The organism is Maribacter sp. 4G9 (genome assembly GCF_002742265.1).
Classification (GTDB): domain Bacteria; phylum Bacteroidota; class Bacteroidia; order Flavobacteriales; family Flavobacteriaceae; genus Maribacter.
The window spans coordinates 1-14989 of sequence record NZ_MDGL01000042.1 but is presented as its reverse complement, the minus strand read 5'-3'; the positions used below and the strand labels follow the sequence as shown (position 1 = coordinate 14989).

15 protein-coding genes are annotated in these 14989 nt (G+C 39.3%); 8 read left to right on the top strand and 7 right to left on the bottom strand.

Annotation, left to right across the window (positions count from 1 at the left end):
* Window positions 1-6: 6 nt before the first annotated feature.
* A complete protein-coding gene (locus BFP75_RS06030; RefSeq protein ID WP_099544279.1) occupies window positions 7-624 on the bottom strand; it encodes a GntR family transcriptional regulator in 618 nt (205 codons plus the stop codon).
* Window positions 625-706: 82 nt separating this feature from the next.
* Window positions 707-1180 carry an acyl-CoA thioesterase gene (locus BFP75_RS06025; protein WP_099544328.1) on the bottom strand — a complete coding sequence of 158 codons (474 nt, stop codon included), beginning with the start codon at window positions 1178-1180 and terminating at the stop codon, window positions 707-709.
* Between the two features lie 117 nt (window positions 1181-1297).
* On the opposite strand from BFP75_RS06025, the gene BFP75_RS06020 reads away from it, so the two are divergent.
* The 3 genes from BFP75_RS06020 to BFP75_RS06010 all read left to right on the top strand — a co-directional run bounded on the left by BFP75_RS06020 (window position 1298) and on the right by BFP75_RS06010 (window position 3811).
* Complete coding sequence (locus BFP75_RS06020; RefSeq protein WP_099544277.1) at window positions 1298-2272, top strand: NAD(P)H-dependent flavin oxidoreductase; 975 nt, start codon at window positions 1298-1300, stop codon at window positions 2270-2272.
* A 5-nt stretch (window positions 2273-2277) separates the two neighbouring features.
* Entirely contained in the window at window positions 2278-3243 is a 966-nt protein-coding gene (locus BFP75_RS06015; RefSeq protein WP_099544275.1) for a YheT family hydrolase, read from the top strand.
* A gap of 85 nt (window positions 3244-3328) precedes the next feature.
* Complete coding sequence (locus BFP75_RS06010; RefSeq protein ID WP_099544326.1) at window positions 3329-3811, top strand: c-type cytochrome; 483 nt, start codon at window positions 3329-3331, stop codon at window positions 3809-3811.
* Between the two features lie 36 nt (window positions 3812-3847).
* On the opposite strand, the gene BFP75_RS06005 is transcribed toward BFP75_RS06010, so the two are convergent.
* Window positions 3848-4450 (bottom strand): TlpA family protein disulfide reductase, encoded by a 603-nt coding sequence (locus BFP75_RS06005; protein ID WP_099544273.1) that lies wholly within the window; start codon window positions 4448-4450, stop codon window positions 3848-3850.
* A 103-nt stretch (window positions 4451-4553) separates the two neighbouring features.
* Here BFP75_RS06005 and BFP75_RS06000 point away from each other — a divergent pair, with 103 nt between their 5' ends.
* Window positions 4554-4841, top strand: coding sequence for a hypothetical protein (locus tag BFP75_RS06000; protein ID WP_099544271.1), 288 nt, complete (start codon window positions 4554-4556; stop codon window positions 4839-4841).
* Between the two features lie 5 nt (window positions 4842-4846).
* On the opposite strand, the gene BFP75_RS05995 is transcribed toward BFP75_RS06000, so the two are convergent.
* Window positions 4847-6424, bottom strand: coding sequence for a SulP family inorganic anion transporter (locus BFP75_RS05995; protein WP_099544269.1), 1578 nt, complete (start codon window positions 6422-6424; stop codon window positions 4847-4849).
* 82 nt (window positions 6425-6506) lie between these two features.
* Window positions 6507-7481, bottom strand: coding sequence for a phytanoyl-CoA dioxygenase family protein (locus BFP75_RS05990; protein WP_099544268.1), 975 nt, complete (start codon window positions 7479-7481; stop codon window positions 6507-6509).
* 165 nt (window positions 7482-7646) lie between these two features.
* Between BFP75_RS05990 and BFP75_RS05985 the strand changes: the two genes are divergently transcribed.
* Window positions 7647-8495 carry a helix-turn-helix transcriptional regulator gene (locus BFP75_RS05985; protein ID WP_099544266.1) on the top strand — a complete coding sequence of 283 codons (849 nt, stop codon included), beginning with the start codon at window positions 7647-7649 and terminating at the stop codon, window positions 8493-8495.
* 28 nt (window positions 8496-8523) lie between these two features.
* On the opposite strand, the gene BFP75_RS05980 is transcribed toward BFP75_RS05985, so the two are convergent.
* Window positions 8524-9591 (bottom strand): tyrosine-type recombinase/integrase, encoded by a 1068-nt coding sequence (locus BFP75_RS05980; RefSeq protein ID WP_099544264.1) that lies wholly within the window; start codon window positions 9589-9591, stop codon window positions 8524-8526.
* 190 nt (window positions 9592-9781) lie between these two features.
* On the opposite strand from BFP75_RS05980, the gene BFP75_RS05975 reads away from it, so the two are divergent.
* Both BFP75_RS05975 and BFP75_RS05970 read left to right on the top strand, forming a co-directional pair.
* Entirely contained in the window at window positions 9782-10351 is a 570-nt protein-coding gene (locus BFP75_RS05975; protein WP_099544262.1) for a polysulfide reductase NrfD, read from the top strand.
* Window positions 10352-10578: 227 nt separating this feature from the next.
* The gene (locus BFP75_RS05970) at window positions 10579-13632 is read left to right on the top strand and encodes an Eco57I restriction-modification methylase domain-containing protein (RefSeq protein ID WP_099544260.1); all 3054 of its coding nucleotides are present in this window, start codon (window positions 10579-10581) and stop codon (window positions 13630-13632) included.
* Window positions 13633-13876: 244 nt separating this feature from the next.
* On the opposite strand, the gene BFP75_RS21755 is transcribed toward BFP75_RS05970, so the two are convergent.
* Window positions 13877-14035 (bottom strand): hypothetical protein, encoded by a 159-nt coding sequence (locus tag BFP75_RS21755; protein WP_165776518.1) that lies wholly within the window; start codon window positions 14033-14035, stop codon window positions 13877-13879.
* 123 nt (window positions 14036-14158) lie between these two features.
* On the opposite strand from BFP75_RS21755, the gene BFP75_RS05960 reads away from it, so the two are divergent.
* Window positions 14159-14797, top strand: coding sequence for a hypothetical protein (locus BFP75_RS05960; protein ID WP_099544258.1), 639 nt, complete (start codon window positions 14159-14161; stop codon window positions 14795-14797).
* Window positions 14798-14989 lie beyond the last annotated feature (192 nt).

Here is a 14989-nt window from a genome sequence, read left to right as displayed (position 1 = left end):
ATCCACCTATAATATGGAGAATTTACATTGCTCCAAGTGCTGTTGCATAAGGTCCGCCGCTTTATTGGCATCCCTGTTGTGAATCGCCGAAACAATGTCCAAATGCTCCTGTAATATTTCAATTAGGGGCCTAGTAAACCCCAAAAGCTCTAAAGAAGGCCAAAATTTAGATTGCATGAATAGCTTTATCAACAGGTCGTTACCGCAGTTATGGACAATAAGTTCATGGAAAATGCGGTAAATTTTCTGAAAGACGTACGCATTTTGCGGACCCTTTTCAAAAGGCACCATCAAGTTTCTTAAATCGTCTATTCTTGCCTGGGGAGCACTTTTAGTAAAAAGATCTATAGCTTTTGTTTCCAAGGCAATCCTACAATCCAAAATATCGATGATTTCCTTGGTCCCTACTTCCCTTACCATGATTTCCTTATTGGAATTTAAGGTTACCAAAGTCTCCATACGGAGTTTTTTCACGGCCAAGTTCAAACAATCTACATTGGTATCAAGGAGTTGGGAAAGTTTGGTCTGACTAATAGGTGTGCCGGGTAGTATCGCTTTGGTAATAACTAGTTTGCGGAATTTTGAATAAACCGTTTCGGAACACTCCTCTGCTTGATCTATCATAAGATAAATTTAATAAATTAAATCTTACAAGAACAAACTCCAATCCCGGGGGAAGAATGTTGCTAAATTCTTACTTTTAAAACTACAGGTTTTTGGGCACTTTCGAAAATTTACGGGTATCTTCCTTTGTCAATACCTTAAATCCTTCTCCCTTTTCCACACTTTTGAAGGTATTTAAAAATTGGTCCGAAAGTCCGGTAAGCGTACGGGTTTTTAGATCCATCCAAGCGCCCATCATTTCACAATGGGCAAAATTCTCCCCTTTATGGTTATAAAAATTATGATGAAATTCAAAAAATTTGGCATCCTCGCTCATCCCCATAATTTCCATGGAAACTTTGATAGGCTTCCCAGGAAAGGCTTCCTTGAAATAATAGATATGCTCATAAAAGACTACTGGGCCAATTTCATGCACGGCCAAGGTCCTTTGGTCAAAGCCAATTTCCATTAAAAAGGCCATACGGGTATGGCTCATATAATTTAGGTAGGCCGAGTTTGCCAAATGTCTATTGGCATCCACATCGCTCCATCTAATTTCAAAATCTTTTAAGTACATTCCCATCCATTTTTTGCTATGCGCGCATAATACTTCATAAAAATACCATAGTTTTGGGTAAACGATAAAGAACCGTGCCGTTTTTTTAATTAAATTTTCAAATCAACAAAAAATATCATGAGAACAAAAGCTCCATTTATAGAAAAACTCTCCTTACCGGTTATCGCCGCACCCATGTTCCTTATTTCGGGGCCAAAACTGGTGATAGCATGTTGCAAAAATGGCATCGTAGGTACATTTCCCGCATTGAACCAACGTACCAGCGAGGGCTTTGAGGAGTGGCTGGTCGAAATTAAAACAGCTCTGAAGGAATATGAAGCGGAAACGGGAAAAAAAGCAGCACCTTTTGGGGTCAACCTTATCGTACATCAAACCAATCCCAGGTTGGAGGCCGATTTGAAATTGTGCATCAAACACCAAGTGCCCTTGATCATTACCTCATTGGGGGCGGTTTCCCAAGTAGTGGACGCCATTCACAGTTATGGCGGGTTGGTTTTCCACGATGTCATTAAAAAAAGACATGCCGAAAAAGCTGCAGAGGCCGGGGTGGATGGCCTGATATTGGTGGCTGCTGGAGCAGGAGGCCACGCAGGAACCATAAATCCAATGACCCTGGTCTCGGAAATAAAAAAGTTTTATACCAAAACCATCCTTCTATCGGGTTGCATAAGTACAGGAAGGGACATTGCCTCCGCTTTGCAAATGGGCGCTGATTTGGCCTACATGGGTACACGGTTCATCAATACCGAAGAGAGCAAAGCCACTCCCGAATACCGAGAAATGATAATTAAGGCCGGGGCAAGCGATGTGGTCTATACAGCGGCCATATCTGGGGTGCATGCCAACTTTTTAGGAGCAAGCTTAAAGGCTGCGGGAATAACCGATGAGGATTTAAAAAAAGATACAAAAATAGATTTTGGAAAGGAATTGGATACCGAGGCCAAGGCCTGGAAAACCATTTGGTCCGCCGGGCAAGGAGTAGCAACCATTGAGGATACACTTCCCGTTTCAAACCTGGTTGCCAACCTTAAATTAGAATTCAAAAAGGCCATCGAGGAACAGATCAAAGTGCTTGAAATCTATCCGAAGTAATCAATATGCCCCTCATTACTTCCAATTACAATCCTCCCTTACTGTTCAGGCACGGTCATTTTTCGACCATTTATAACGGATTGATCCGGAAAGTAGAGGGTCTGCACCAGGTTAGGGAAAGAATCCGACTTTCAGATGGTGATTTTTTGGATTTGGATTGGAGTTACGCCACCAAACCTTCAAAAAAGGTATGTATCATCATTCACGGACTTGAAGGGGACGCACAACGCGCCTATGTTCAAGGTGCGGCCAAAATTTTAAGTACTAATTCCTTTGATGTATGTGCCATAAATCTCAGGGGATGCAGCGGCGTACCCAATGCAATGTATCGTTCCTATCATTCCGGGGCTACGGAAGACCTAGTGGATGTTATCGATCACTTGCTGGAGATGGATAGACATAGTCAAATCTATCTTTATGGATTTAGTTTGGGCGGAAACCTGTTGTTGAAATATTTAGGGGAAAATGAGTTGATTCACTCAGCAATCGTTGCAGCAGCGGCCATTTCCGTACCATGCCAGCTGGCGGATTCCTTGGGCCAATTATTACAGTTTAAAAATATCCTGTATGCAAATCGGTTCAAGGGAAACCTCATTGAAAAACTAAAAATAAAAAAGGAATTTTTTCCCGATAAAATCGCAAAGCAAGACATCAAAAAAGTTAAGACCTTAAAGGACTTTGACGACATTTATACCAGCAAGGCCCATGGGTTTGCCAATGCCATGGACTATTATGCCAAAAGCAGCTGTCTTCAATTTTTACCTTCCATTGCTGTTCCCTGCCTCATCGTAAATGCAGCAAACGATTCCTTTCTAGGCGAAGCCTGTTATCCTGTAAAGGAAGCCGAAGAAAATAAAAACCTCCACCTGGAAATTCCAAAATATGGAGGGCATGTTGGCTTTCATGGCCCTAGGAATACTACCTATACGGAATTACGGTCCTTAGAATTTTTTAGGACTTTTGAAGGATAGGGAGACCTATAAAAATCAGCCCCAACAAATAAAATTTCATATCTTAGTCCTTCCAAAATTAATTAAGATTAAAATCATAAAAGAAATGCGAAAATTACTCACCGTATTGGCCCTTGGCGCTATGGTCATGAGCTGTGGCGAAAAAAAAGAAGAAAAAAAGGACGGGTTTGAAATGAACCGTTCCAAGAAAGAGGAAGTTAAGGCTACGGAGACCACCGGCGGTGTTCCTGTGGATATGGACAACAAAGGTGTAGGCCCAATCAAGAATGTAACGTTTGGGGATGAAATTGATGCGGATTTGGCGGCCACCGGGGAAGAAAAATTCCAAGCTATTTGTACAGCTTGCCATATGGCGGAACAGCGTATGATCGGACCTGCCTTAAAAGGGGTGTATGAAAGAAGGAGTCCGGAGTGGGTCATGAACATGATATTAAATCCTGATGGAATGCTTAAGGAAGACCCCATTGCCAAGGCCTTGTTGAAGGAATATAATAATGCCATTATGCTTAATCAAAACCTTTCAGAGGAAGATGCAAGAGCCGTTGCAGAGTATCTGCGTACGCTATAGAAAATTTATTGAATAAAAATTTTGATGCCCTTTCTACTATTTGGAAAGGGCTTTTTTATGCATTGTACTGTCTCGCTCTGCAATCAATGCATCCAAGACCCGTCTTACTTTTTCACTGTTCCAGTCCGAAGCTCCCTTTTGCTTGATGATGATTTTTCCGGCCGCATCTATAATATAATTCGTGGGGATTGTGTTTTCATAGAGCTCTTCAGGGGCTTCCATTTTTGGAATGACCGCTGGAACGGCAAAATTTTTCTTTTCCAGGAACTTCCTTATTTTTTTTGGGTCTTCATTGGATATCATCACAAAATTTATTTTGTCCCCATAATCCTGATACAAGGCTTCTATACTGGGAAGTTCTGCGATGCACGGCGGGCACCAAGTGGCCCAATAACTTATAAAGGTGATATCCCCGTCACCCACTTTGACCTTGACCGATTCCCCATCCAAGTTTTCAAGTTTATAGATAAAGGGCTCTAATTGTATTTGTTCCTTTGCTGATACTGCACCTGGTGAAAACAGTTCCACTTTTACCTTGTTGACCAAAACCATGATAGGGGTTCTGGTCTGGGGTATTAGCAACAACACAATGAACACAACAAAAAGAACATCACTGATTTTAAATTTTGATATTTTCACTTTCTTGCTATTTTATTCACGTCAAACCCTTAAATAGACGTATTGGATACATTGAAATTACAATGGTAACAAAAATGCCTATTTTTAGAGTAATAACACAACTATGGGAGGCGGAGGGTTTTCATTGGATGCGGTAAAGGTAATAAGGGCCAATAGGGCGCTATTGAAAAAGCGGCGCACCTTTAGGGATATACGTGCGGAATATGAGGACCTGACTAGTACAACCAAATTGAAGTTTAAGGAACTTACCCCATTTCAACAGCAGATAATAAAGGATAGGATACGAAAACAGGCGAAAAAAGATAACATTCATAACCTTTGGGTGACAGTTCTGAGCGTCATTCTAATACTTTTCCTCCTTGGCTATCTATATGCCGAATACATGGCATAGAACACCTAAACCTTGTCTACAACAACTTTATAGGTTGGGTCTTCCATCACATTCACATCAATAATCTCGTCGGCATTTTTTAGCAATCGGATGCAGTCCCTGCTCAAATGTCTTAAGTGCACTTTTTTTCCAACCTTGGCATACCGTTCCGTGATTTTGTTCAGCGCCTCTATACCGGACATATCGGCCACCCTACTTTCCCTAAAATCGATAATGACCTCATCAGGATCATTGGGCACATCGAACTTTTCGGCAAAAAGCGTGGTAGAACCAAAGAAAAGGGGACCATAAATTTCATAGTGCTTTACCCCATTTTCATCCACATGTTTTCTGGCACGGATGCGTTTGGCGTTCTCCCAAGAATAGGCCAATGCAGAAATGACTACCCCTAATAGCACGGCTACGGCCAAATTGTGGGTGATTGCCGTAATCAAGGTAACGAGGACCATTACCACGACATCGGATTTGGGCATCTTGCCAAAGGTCTTAAAGCTGGCCCATTCAAACGTTCCAATGGCCACCATAAACATTAGCCCGACCAAGGCCGCCATGGGCAAACGTTCGATCAAACTGGAGCCGAACATGATAAAGACCAACAACATCACGGCCGCCGTAATTCCGGACAATCGGGCCCTAGCCCCGGCCGAGGTATTTATCAAACTCTGACCGATCATGGCACATCCACCCATACCCGAAAGGAAACCGGACAAAATATTGGCCGTTCCCTGGGCGACACATTCCTTATTTCCGCTACCGCGGGTCTCAGTAATCTCATCAATAATATTCAACGTCAACAAACTTTCTATAAGTCCGACTCCCGCAACGATGGCCGCATAGGGAATAATGATCTTGAATGTCTCTAACGTAAAGGGCAACTGGGGAATGGAAAGCGGTGGAAATCCTCCTTTGATACTCTCTCCTTCTGCCATGATATCGGCCACTTGCATGGTATCGATACCAAAACCTAATACGATAGCTGAAACTACCAATATGGCAACCAAGGAAGATGGAACGGCCTTGGTCAATTTGGGAAGGCCCCAAATTATCAGCATAGTCAAAAGCGTCAATCCCAACATAATGTACATAGGAGTTCCGCTCAGTAAATTGCCTGTAGCTTTATTATAAAAATTTGGGAACTGGGCCATGAATATGATGATGGCCAAGCCATTGACAAATCCGAACATTACCGGGTGCGGTACCAATCGGATAAATTTTCCCAATCTTAAAAGTCCGGCACCTATCTGCAACACCCCGGCCAGGATAACCGTAGCAAAGACATAATTCAAAATAGTTTCAGGTTCAATCCCAGGAAAGTTCCGTTTCAACTCCAAGATCAACCCTACAAAAATTACCGCAACGGCCCCTGTTGCCCCGGAAATCATTCCCGGTCGTCCTCCAAAAATTGAAGTCACCAAGGCCAGGACAAAAGCGGCATACAAACCGGTTAAGGGAGAAAATCCAGGAATCAAGGCAAAGGCAATAGCCTCTGGAACCAAGGCCAAGGCCACGGTTAACCCGGATAGGATTTCGGTTTTATAATCTACCTTTTGCTTAAAATCAAATAAATTCAAATACTTGCGCACGCCTCATTAATTTAAGGGCGCAAAAATAGTATTAATTCCACGAAGCGACCAGAAACCGCATGATTATTAACGATTTAGCAACTTACCAAGGCTTTAGGCCCAATAATCTCTCTCCCAGCGGCGATAATTTGGCGGTTTGGTATCTCGTTTGTTCCCAGTTTCTAGGATCCCCGGGAAATGCATAACCCTCTGGTGCCACCCTGTTTTTCCAAGAGTTTATCCTCCAATTTTTCAAGGCTTCGTTATCCTCTTCGGCAGGCATCATGGAAATATATTGGGCTATACGTACTTTATCCCCTGATTTATTGGGCCGAATCCCGTGCGGCTCGGTACTATTAAAAATCAGCAAGTCACCTGCTTCCATTTTCACCTTCACAATTTTATCCTCCAAATGGGAAATATCGGGTTGAAAACGATCTCGGTCTTCGGGTTGGGTCAGTTTCCAAGTATCATAATTTCGGTACAACCAAGGAATACACTGAAAGCCACCCATATTTTCATCGGTTTGATCGGCAAGTGCCAAAACACCCTGTACATTTTGCGGTTTGGTTTCCGGGTCGTAATCCCAATGGATGAACCCTTTTTTGTTTTCGCCCTCGCGCTGCGGAAAATTTAGGTTGGCACGATCAATGGTCACCCATAGTCTTTCCGTTCCCCAAACATCCACAAAGGCATCGTAGACCCTTTGGGTCTGACGATTGTCCCAAAGGTATTGGTGGTTATAGACTTCTACCATACCGGTACCGGTAAGTTCCTTCATTTTCATCTCGGCCCGTGGCGGGGCATACCAGGTACTTTTGTCATTGGGATCCTTTTCATCAAATTCCCAAAGGAATCCGGCGGTCTTTTTGGCCTGTTCTTTTGTTATGGCATTCTTGATGACGATGTATCCGTTATGCTTCCAAAACTCCCAATCGGACTCGGAAAGCACTCGAAGCGGTTCTCCATTAGACCGGTCGTTAAGCTTTTGCTTACTGCTCGTGGCGGTGGACGGATTGCCGGGAATATCCTGATGGGCCATATTCCCCATTGCTACTTTTTCTTTGGATTCTTGCATGTTGTATCGTATTTATGTTTGTCTGAATCTTTAGGTAAAACTAGTATGAAAGAATGCTCACGGCTACCGTAATATTAATCTATATTTGAACTATATTACCATTTTTATATGTTCACATCTATTTAAGTGTCAATTTAGTTATATTCGGAATAGAAATTCATTTTGATGAAAGTACAACTGGAAACCATTTCGCCCGATTCTAAAAGTCCGTTCAGGTTATTGCACGACCCTAAACTGAGCCACCTATTTTATTGGCATTTTCATCCGGAACTGGAACTGGTCTATATAGAAGGTGCCGATGCCAAACGGCATGTGGGCGATCATATATCCAATTTTGAGGGCAGCGACCTTGTGCTCATAGGCTCCAACATTCCCCATTTGAATTTTGACCATGGTGTCACAACATCGTACCGCAAGGAGGTGCTGCATATAAAACCCGGTTTTAAGGATCATGTATTACGGGATTATCCGGAACTGAAGCAATTGGACCGCCTTTTGGATCTATCCAAATATGGGGTTGCCTTTTATGGTAAGACCAAGGAAGAAGTGGGTGCGCTATTGAAGCAATTGTATCAATTGGAACCTTTTGAGTTCTTTATATCCGTATTGAACATTCTAAAACGCCTCTCCCAAAGCAAGGAGTTTCAACTGTTACATAAAACACCTTATGTTAACAAGCTAAAAAACAAGGAACAAAAGCGTATGCGAAAGATATATGCACATATTGACGAGCGCTATCAGGAAAAAATAACCTTGGATGAAATGGCCGACCTCTGCGGGCTGACCAAACCAGCCTTTTGTCGTTATTTTAAAAAGACCACGGGCAGCACCTTTGTTTCCTTTTTAAACCAGTACCGTATCAGTCAGGCCAAACGCCTATTGCTCATGGGAAAGAATGTGGGCGAAGCGTGTTTTGAGTGCGGATTTGAAAGTCTTTCCTATTTTAACCGAAGTTTTAAAAAGATAACGGGCGAGAATCCATCGGTCTTTAAAAAGGGATATGTGACCGAATAACTACATTGTTTAAGTTGGCATATATTACCTATAGACTATCCAACGGACTTTTTATCTTGGAGATACTTCTTGGGGTCACTTTGGTGTACAGTTGGGTGGTCTTTATGGAATTGTGACCTAACAATTCTTGGATAAACCGCATGTCCGCCCCACTTTCCAATAGATGTGTGGCATAGCTATGCCTAAGGCCGTGTATGCCAATGGTCTTTTTTATGCCCGCTTTCCTTAGCGCATTTTTAAATACCTGTTGCAGGCTACTTTTTGCATAGGGGCCGCCGTACTGTCCTTCAAAAAGAAATAATTTGGGCTTGTAGGTGATATAATACTCCCTAAGTTTTGGCAGGATAGATTCCGGTAAGGGCACATAGCGGTCCTTTTTGCCCTTTGCGACGGAAACGCGCACCATCATACGTTTACTGTCCACATCCTCCAGTTTGAGGTTGACCACCTCTGAGACCCGTAACCCCATACCGTAGCAAAGTTGTAGTGCTATATTGTGCTTTAAGTTGATGGTAACGCGCAATATTTTTTTCACCTCTGTTCTACTTAGGAGCTTTGGCAGGGTAGTTGGTTTTTTTGGCCTAGGAATATCAAAGAACATTTTTGGCCTGTGGAGTACCTGCTCAAAGAAAAACTTAATGGCATTGATTTTACCGTTCATCTTACGCTCTGCCATTTTCTCCACGTTTACGCAGTACAGAAAGTAATCCTTGAGCCTTTTGGGCGATAGGTCCTGTACGGGATAATCATCCAATAGATGGAGTAAGTGCGCAAACTCAGCAAGGTACACCCGTATGGTGTTAGGGCTGTAGGCCTTTAATTTTAATTGCCGGTGCATGTTCACATAGGCCTTTTGGTTTACGACGTGGATCGATGGTACCTTGAGATTGACAGTATTTTTTTCCTTTATGCCAATTTCCCGCCTTACGGATGGCAGGTCTGGGAGGTACCACGATCGTTTTGTGGCACTCCACTTGGCGGAGGGGAACCTTTGCCTTAACCCCTCAATGAGCTTTGCGTCATACTTGAATTTTATCAGGATGACGTTTTTGTTCCTATGTTCCGTAGGTTCCCACTTATATTCAGACCATTCCATATACGTGCATTTTATATATCAACACTTTCAAAAGTACGCAATTGATATATAAAATGCCTGACCCCTAAAAATTATTTATCCCTTTGTATATAGTGGATTGGCAATAAATGGTATCTTGTAAAAAAATAGCATAAATACAGAGATATTTATGTGTTGTACCCAATTTGACGAGCTACGTACGAAAACAAAAATGGAATTATACGAAAGGATTATTGAAATTGTTGATGCGAATCTGATTTATTGTCTGATTCCAATAATTCTGATATTAATGCTTGTCAATCTGATTTTTAAAAACCGATTTGAAACGAAAAAAGCTCTGAATTTAATTCGTTGGACAATAATTGCATATACTTTAATTACATTCATTGTTTATCTGATTGGAATGGTAACAGCGGAAAACCCAAATGAATACGCTTTTATTAATCGAGCAACTGGACCTTATGCTTGGGCATATTGGCTAATGTTTTTAGGTGCTTTAATTTTACCCTTGACTCTATTTATTGAAAAATTAGCATCGAAATTTTGGTACGTTCTTTTAGTAGCGTTTGGAATGAAAAGCGGAATGTATCTTGAACGATTTGTAATAATTATAACAAGTTTTCATCGAGACTACGGAACTGAAAGTTGGAACACAGGACTAATGGAATCAGCGTCTTATGGAATTGGAATATTCTTTTTACAAGGTTTAGTAATTGTGATGCTGACATTGGGAATATTTGAAATTATGAAAAGAAAAAAAACTGGGTACAACAAAGTATAACCGCAATTACGGCGGATTCGACTACGTCCGAATCCACTCGGAATTGCTAAAGTCTGTGCTAAACCGAAAATTAACGCATATTAACCCGTAACTGACGGTTATACGAGACCGTTGTAAGCAAGCTGAAAAAAGAGCCAACCGCACAAAACAAAGAGTGCTAACGCACACATTGTTTTTTTGCCAACGCTCGGAATAACATTAAATTTGAGAAAAAACATAAAATATATATGAGCTTATTTCAGAACTCTGTTCTAAACAAATATTTAAAAGGATTGGAGTCCGAAAAAGTTAATGAAGCCTACGAGCGATTTACAAGCCATTTCCATAATCCAACCATCCAAGAAAACATACGAAATTCCAAAGAGGAACAATATCAAGGCGAATTCTTGATTGACCTTTTCGTAAATGTTTTGGGCTACGTCAAAAACCCAACGCCTGAATTTAATCTGACAACGGAATTAAAAAATATAAAAGGCTCAAAAAAGACAGATGGAGCAATTCTAAAAGGAGAAAAAGCACTTGCAGTAATTGAACTGAAAGGAACAAACACAACCGATTTAAGCAAAGTAGAAACCCAAGCATTTGGATATAAAAACAACCAACCAGGTTGTAATTATGTTATTACTTCCAACTTTGAAAAGTTGCGTTTTTACATTGACAATGCAGTTGACTTTGAGGAATTTAATTTATTTCAACTTACAAAAGAACGTTTTGACATTCTGTGGCTTTGTCTTTCATCAGAATATCTTTTAAAAGACATTCCAAAAAAGATTAAGGATGAATCCTTAACGCAAGAAGAGAATGTCACTAAAAAACTTTACAAAGATTACGCTTCTTTTAGAAACGAGATTTTTGATGCTATCCAAAAAGAAAATCCCGAATACGACAAACTAACGCTATTCAAGAAAACACAAAAACTTCTCGACCGTTTTCTATTTATCTTTTTTGCGGAAGATAGATTGTTATTGCCACCAAACTCAATTCGTTCCATCGTAAATCAATGGACTGATTTGCGAGATAAATATGACGAGTATTTTCCTTTATACGACCGATTTAAAAAGTATTTCGGTTATATGAACACAGGACACAAAGGACAGCAACACGATATTTTCGCCTATAATGGTGGACTTTTTGCACCAGACGAAATTTTAGACAATATCAAAATCAATGACGACTTACTTTACAAACACACGCTTAATTTAAGTAACTATGATTTTGAAAGTGAAGTAAGCGTAAATATTCTCGGACACATCTTTGAACATTCGTTAAACGACATTGACGAAATCCAAGCAGAAATTCAAGGCGTTGCATCTGAACAAAGCAAGACCAAACGTAAAAAAGACGGAGTTTTTTATACGCCAAAATACATTACCAAATACATTGTAGATAACACAGTTGGTAAACTTTGTGAGGAAAAGAAAACCGAACTTGACATACAAGAAGCCGAATACGAAAAAGAACGTAAAGGACGTCAAAAAACAACCTTAAAAAAGCTATCTCAAAAGTTAGACGATTACAGAAAATGGTTATTGCAAATTACGATTTGTGACCCAGCTTGTGGAAGTGGTGCTTTTTTAAATCAAGCATTAGAATTTCTAATAGCGGAACACCAATATATTGATGAATTACAAGCCAAACTATTTGGAGATGCAATGGTATTGAGCGAAGTGGAAAACGCCATTTTAGAGAACAACATTTATGGAGTTGACATCAACGAAGAAAGCGTTGAAATAGCTAAACTTTCGCTTTGGTTGAGAACTGCACAAAAAGGTAGAAAACTAACGTCTTTAAACAACAATATTAAGTGTGGTAACAGTTTAATAGACGACCCAACTGTTGCAGGAGACAAAGCTTTTAATTGGCAAAATGAGTTTCCAGAAGTATTCTCAAAAGGTGGATTTGATGTGGTAATCGGAAATCCGCCATATGTTTTCACAAGAACAGGAGAGTTTATGGAAGAATCTAAAAATTATATTTTAGATTATGTTCTTGAAAACTCAATATCAACAACATCTAAAGGTTTAAATATTCAAAAAGGTAAAATAAATCTGTTTGCCATCTTTATTATAAAGTCAATAGAAATACTCAATAAAAACGGTTATCAGAGTTTTATCATTCCTAACAATATTTTACGAGCTACGCCTTATGAAGCCATAAGAAAATACCTTCTTGAAAAATCCACTATTAACGAAATAGTAGATTTGGGCAAGGGAGTTTTTTCAGACGCAACTGTTTCTACAGTTATAATGTCACACTCTCATTTTACTAAAAATAGTAAAATCAATATTACCAAGAGCGTGATTGATTTATTCTCAAAAAATTGTGAATACTCGCAAGTTCCTCAATCATTTTTCTTAAAAAACGAACAATATGTATTAAATGTTCTTGTAAATGAAGAGGATATTGAAATAATTGAAAAGATAGAAAAAGTAGAAAGTAAACTTGGTGACTTTTTCAAATTCATTTCACCAGGCATTGATGGCGATAAAAACAAATATGTAACAAACTCTAAACTTAACGATAAATACAAACCTTTACTATACGGTAAATCTTTTACCAGATATAGAATTCGAGAAACCAATGATTATATATTATACGATAGAGAACTTTTAAATCGAGCACGAAAAGAAGAAATCTATTTAAGTAATAAAATAATAATACAAAGAATTAGTGGTGGTTTAATGCCACTAACAGGAACTATTGACAGAAATCAATATTACACTTTTAATTCAGTAAACAATTTAGTCCCAAAAAAAGAATATGAACAATATTTAAGCTTTTTTCTTGCCTTAATAAACTCGAAATTAATTAATTGGTACTACGCTATTAAATTCTCAAATCGTTCGAACTTAACTGTTAATATCTCAAAAACATTTCTTGAAATACTTCCTATTAAATTAAGTTCAGAGGAATTGATATTGAAAAAATTTAATACAATGGTTGATAACCTATTGGAACTTAATCAGAACTTTCAAAAAATATTAAGCGGTTCAATTTACTTAATAGAGTCCAAATTTGACAATATTGAAAATAACAGAAAAATAAATGCTTGGTATAAATTAGACTTTAAAGAATTCATATCTGAATTAAATAAAAATTCAGTTTCTCTTACAATTAGCGAAGAAGCAGAATGGATGCAATATTTTAATGAGCAGAAACAAAAAGCAGAGGAGTTGAAAACAGAAATAGATAAAACGGACAGAGAAATAGACCAAATGGTTTATGAATTGTACGGATTGACAGAAGAAGAAATAAACATTGTGGAAGAAGCCACCACATAAGCCATACACATTTGCAATTAGCTCAAGCCAACGCTACACCAAAAATTGCAAAAGAGTATGTCTCGCAAACGCTGAAAACCAAGCTGAACTGAAAAAAGCCAGCTTACAACAACGTATATAAAAAATAGCGGTTTAGTCGCTTAATCAATAGAAAATGAATAAATTAACAGTCAGTTATAATCCGAAAAGTTAGTGCGTAAAATCCGCTACTTTTCATATACAAGACCGATGATGTACAATTCACCTAAAGGTGAACCCAAGTCGCTACATTGTCGCCAAAGGCTCCAATTCCCGCCCCTTGGGAATTGTACATCATCGCAGGGCCATGCCAGTTTGCATAATCCGTAGGATGAGGGGCCATCAAACCTATCACCTTTAGGCGCCATCGAGGAAAACTGTACATATCAACGGCTATATGCAACCTGGCCACGTTCAACACGTATTTTAAATTTATCCCAACAAGTTGCGTAAATTTAAAACCCGTAACGTGGCTTCACATAGCCCTGCGTTGTAGCCAATTTGAGAAATGAGCAATAAAGGAAAAAGACATAACAAAAGGTGGCTGATTTCACGACTTAAAACTTCGGGAAGTAAAAGACGATATGTGAATGATGGTGACTACTCAGATACCCGAAACTCGAAAAAGAATAAGAACTGGGACGAATTGCCAACTTTTGAGGGAATGGGACAAAGTTTTAAATTCTTTAATAGTAAAATAAATTATGGACTACTCATTCGATTCTTGAGAGGTAAAAATGGTTCCAATTGGAATGATGTACAAAAAGAAGTTTCGGAAAGAATACCAAGTAACTTAAGCGAGTATAAGGATTGTTTGAAATGGTTTGTTGCCGATTTAATCGAAAAACGGGAAGACGGACTTTGGGATAAAAGAGAACAGAAATATTTACTACTTAATCCCAATGAACCATATGATTGGAATATCCATATCTCTAAAGAGTTTTATGTTGACCCTGACTCAAATGAATTAGTCAGAATTGCGGATTTTCCTTCCAATAGAAAAACCAAAGGAATGAGTAGTTATGAATTGCGGAAATTCAGAGAAACTGAAAAGAATTTGAAATTAAAAGAAAAGCAATTCAAAATATTGGAACAGGAAAAAGTTGAACGAGAAGTTGAAGAAATTTTAAAAAACAAAGAAGAATAAAAACTGGCTACAATCGAGTAGACGGGTCCGCCCCTAGTTAGGAACGGACTGCGCCTCTCACACCACCGTGCGTACGGGTCTCGTACACGGCGGTTCGTTATATCAGAACTTTACACTAAGGTAGTACGCTAGCATACTTTCGTAACCTCTTTTTCTTAGACGTTTTTCAGTAATAGTAGTCCTCAGTATAGG